This is a genomic window from Coleofasciculus sp. FACHB-712 (assembly GCF_014695635.1).
Lineage (GTDB): Bacteria > Cyanobacteriota > Cyanobacteriia > Cyanobacteriales > FACHB-T130 > FACHB-T130.
Genome location: NZ_JACJOQ010000482.1, coordinates 1 through 3233, shown reverse-complemented (window position 1 = coordinate 3233; position 3233 = coordinate 1). Strand labels below are relative to the sequence as shown.

Here is a 3233-nt window from a genome sequence, read left to right as displayed (position 1 = left end):
AATCGTTGGCGCACCGTTGCGATCGCCCCCACCAAACCCTGTTGTGCAATCATGCGCTTGGCGTACTGAGAGCAAGATTCCCCCTTGTAAAGCAATCGATGAGCGCAAGAAAACCCTTTGCGGGGTGAAATGTGCCTCTGATAGCCGCCGATAGAAGCGATCGCGATTTGCCGAATTGCAGAATCGAGGGAAGGAGCATTCATAGAGTTGGAGCAAAAATCTCTGGAGTGATTGGGAGTAGCTACAACCCCAGAAACCGCGATTTAGTTTTCAATGTGTTAAGCTCTGTTGCAATTCAGTCACAACCTGCACGATCCTGCTGGGACAACCGAAAAGTCCGTGATACCATCTCACCTTGTAGCCGTAAGAGAATCGGGAGAATAGCTTTGGTACTACGGGTTGCTGTTGTGGGATCGGGTCCGGCGGGTTCCTCTGCTGCCGAAACGCTAGCAAAAGCTGGAATTGAGACTTACCTGTTTGAGCGCAAGCTAGACAACGCAAAGCCTTGTGGCGGGGCAATTCCGCTATGCATGGTGAGCGAGTTTGACCTACCGCCTGAGATTATTGATCGGCGGGTCAGAAAAATGAAGATGATCTCACCTTCCAACATTGAGGTAGATATCAACATTGAAAAAGAACATGAATATATCGGTATGTGTCGCCGCGAGGTATTGGATGGATACCTACGCGATCGCGCAGCTAAATTGGGTGCAAATTTAATTAACGGCACTGTTTATAAACTCGATATTCCCACGGGCAATACTGACCCTTACACCTTGCACTACGCCGATCACTCGAACGGTAGCGCTGAAGGGGAGATGAAAACCCTGAAAGTCGATCTGGTGATTGGGGCAGATGGGGCGAATTCCCGCGTTGCGAAGGCAATTGATGCCGGGGATTACAATTATGCGATCGCTTTCCAAGAGCGCATTCGCCTGCCAGAAGACAAAATGGCTTATTACAACGACCTGGCAGAAATGTACGTCGGGAACGATGTTTCCACCGATTTCTACGCCTGGGTATTCCCCAAATACGACCACGTCGCTGTTGGCACCGGCACCATGAAGGTGAACAAAGCCGACATCAAAAATCTGCAAGCAGGCATCCGCAAGCGTGCCGCTAGAAAACTCGCAGGCGGCGAAATCATCAAAGTAGAAGCTCACCCAATTCCAGAGCATCCCAGACCCCGCCGCGTTGTCGGTCGCGTTGCTCTAGTGGGAGACGCCGCCGGAACGGTTACGAAGTCTTCTGGAGAGGGAATTTACTTTGCCGCTAAGTCGGCGCGGATGTGTGCAGAAACCATTGTCGAAACTTCCAACGGTGGCACCCGCATCCCCACAGAAGCCGACCTGAAGCTGTACCTGAAGCGTTGGGATAAGAAATACGGCATCACCTACAAGGTGCTGGACATTCTGCAAACCGTCTTCTATCGCTCTGATGCCACTCGCGAAGCCTTTGTGGAAATGTGCGCCGACAAAGACGTGCAGAAGCTTACCTTCGATAGCTACCTGTACAAAACAGTCGTTCCGGCAAATCCCTTGATTCAGATGAAAATTACTGCCAAAACGATTGGTAGCTTGTTACGGGGTAACGCGCTAGCTCCTTAGTGGTTTCTATCGGTAAGCAGAATTTGAAAAGCAAAAAAACCTAGAACATTAACAAATGGTTTTTCACCCAGCGTTGGATCTTAAGAATCCAACGCTGGTTTTTTTATCCTCGTAATATTCAGATAGCGCTCCTCTGAGAGTTTTTATTGACGACAGAAGAAGACCGACCGCTACTTGAACTGAGAACAGCCACAATTAAGCTTAGTAAGCGAACGATTGATAAACCTCAACCTCGGATTTATCGTCTACGGATTCCACAATCGGATTAAAACGCAACAAGTGACGGGCGCGTTCGGAGAGTGTATCTAGGGTTGCACGCGGAATATTAATCGACACCTCAGGACGAAACATCCAGCGGCGACTATAGCCAATTACAACCATCGGACGCGGTGTTTCTGTGTAGTTAGGAGTGCCCCGGTGCAGACCCCGCACATCACGGATCATTACATCACCTAGTTGCATTGTGACAGGTTCTAACTTGGCTTCTCCAGACTCCATGCGGCGCAGTCCTTCCTCTTTGGAAATCATGTGCGTACTGCGCGTAATCTCCATTGGCCCGTTTTCCAGAGTGATATCTACGAGTGGAAAGTTGACAGCTAACTGGAATGGCGGCGTTTCTGTACCCATTTCGGGGAAAAGTGGCGGCGCATCTCGATGCACGTCTTGATATTCAGACCCCAGCAAAGGTGTGTCAGTTGCTAGTTGGCACATCACTGCATCTTTGCCTACTAACAACTCTACAAGTGCCAGAATATCGTCATCTTCGTAAATACTAGGATCGGCAAAAGGATCAGTGAAAGGAAGGGTTACATAATAGCGGGCTGAACCGCGATTGCGAAGCTTGCCTTCGCGGACAATGTGATCTTCTAGCAAAGGCGTGAAAGCTTCACGCCAAGAATTAAGTGTTACCGGGGAAAAGTGATTGGGCAACACACAATAGCCATCGTTCAGAACCGCTTGGGCGAACGATTCGATTTGTTGGTGGTTATAGCGCTTTGTCATCATCTTTTGATTTTAGCGATTGAGTATAGCGAATGGCTGTAGTTTAAAGTTTTATTTATGATAATTAATAATCCAAGAATTAGGCGTTTTAAAGCCCTCACCTCTAAAAAAAGAGCGTTTTCTTGTAAATTTTAATACTTAATAAATAAACCTATAAAAAGAGTTTAGATAAAACTATTCATCCAATAGTTGCTTAAATAACTCTTCTCCTCGAATTGCGCTAAAAGCCTCGTCATTTTTAGCGATTTCTTTATACCTAGGCTCAATATCAATTGCCCATTGTAGGTTTCCGACTGCTAGATTAAGGCGGTATTGCATTGCATAGCAGCGAGCATTGTTATATCGAGCTTCCGAAAAGTTTGGTTCAATCTTAACCGCTAAGTTGTAAGATTGATTTGCCTCTAAATATCGACCTTCAGAGAAGCAAGAATTACCTAAAATCAAGTAATCATTGGCGTTTAAATCAAGATTTTGATTGACAGATTCTGTTTCTGTCACTCTTTGCTCAGACACTGCATCGTTTGTTTGAGCTATAGGCTCCGATAGGGTATCGGAAACCAGTTCATGATTTTGATAAGAATGCTCAAATTTAGAGCTTTCAATTTCTCTATCTATAACGGTCGG

The 3233-nt window shown here is 46.6% G+C and carries 3 protein-coding genes and 1 pseudogene; 1 reads left to right on the top strand and 3 read right to left on the bottom strand.

The features are described from left to right. Nucleotides 1-203 (bottom strand): membrane protein insertion efficiency factor YidD (gene yidD, locus H6F50_RS15780; protein ID WP_190429424.1); only part of this gene is annotated, 203 nt, incomplete at its 3' end. Nucleotides 204-386: 183 nt separating this feature from the next. On the opposite strand from yidD, the gene chlP reads away from it, so the two are divergent. Next, entirely contained in the window at nt 387-1607 is a 1221-nt protein-coding gene (gene chlP / locus H6F50_RS15775) for a geranylgeranyl reductase (RefSeq protein ID WP_190412958.1), read from the top strand. Nucleotides 1608-1808: 201 nt separating this feature from the next. Here the strand turns inward: chlP and H6F50_RS15770 are convergent, their stop codons facing one another. Together H6F50_RS15770 and H6F50_RS15765 are read right to left on the bottom strand one after the other, a co-directional pair. After that, nucleotides 1809-2612, bottom strand: a complete 804-nt coding sequence (locus H6F50_RS15770) for a phytanoyl-CoA dioxygenase family protein (protein WP_190429423.1) — start codon at nt 2610-2612, stop codon at nt 1809-1811. A gap of 171 nt (nt 2613-2783) precedes the next feature. Next, nucleotides 2784-3233: pseudogene (locus H6F50_RS15765) on the bottom strand (hypothetical protein); the annotation flags it as partial.

Coding starts and splice junctions, on each gene's coding strand:
- H6F50_RS15770 (WP_190429423.1), bottom strand. CDS start 2,612: ATGATGACAAAGCGCTATAACCACCAACAAATCGAATCGTTCGCCCAA.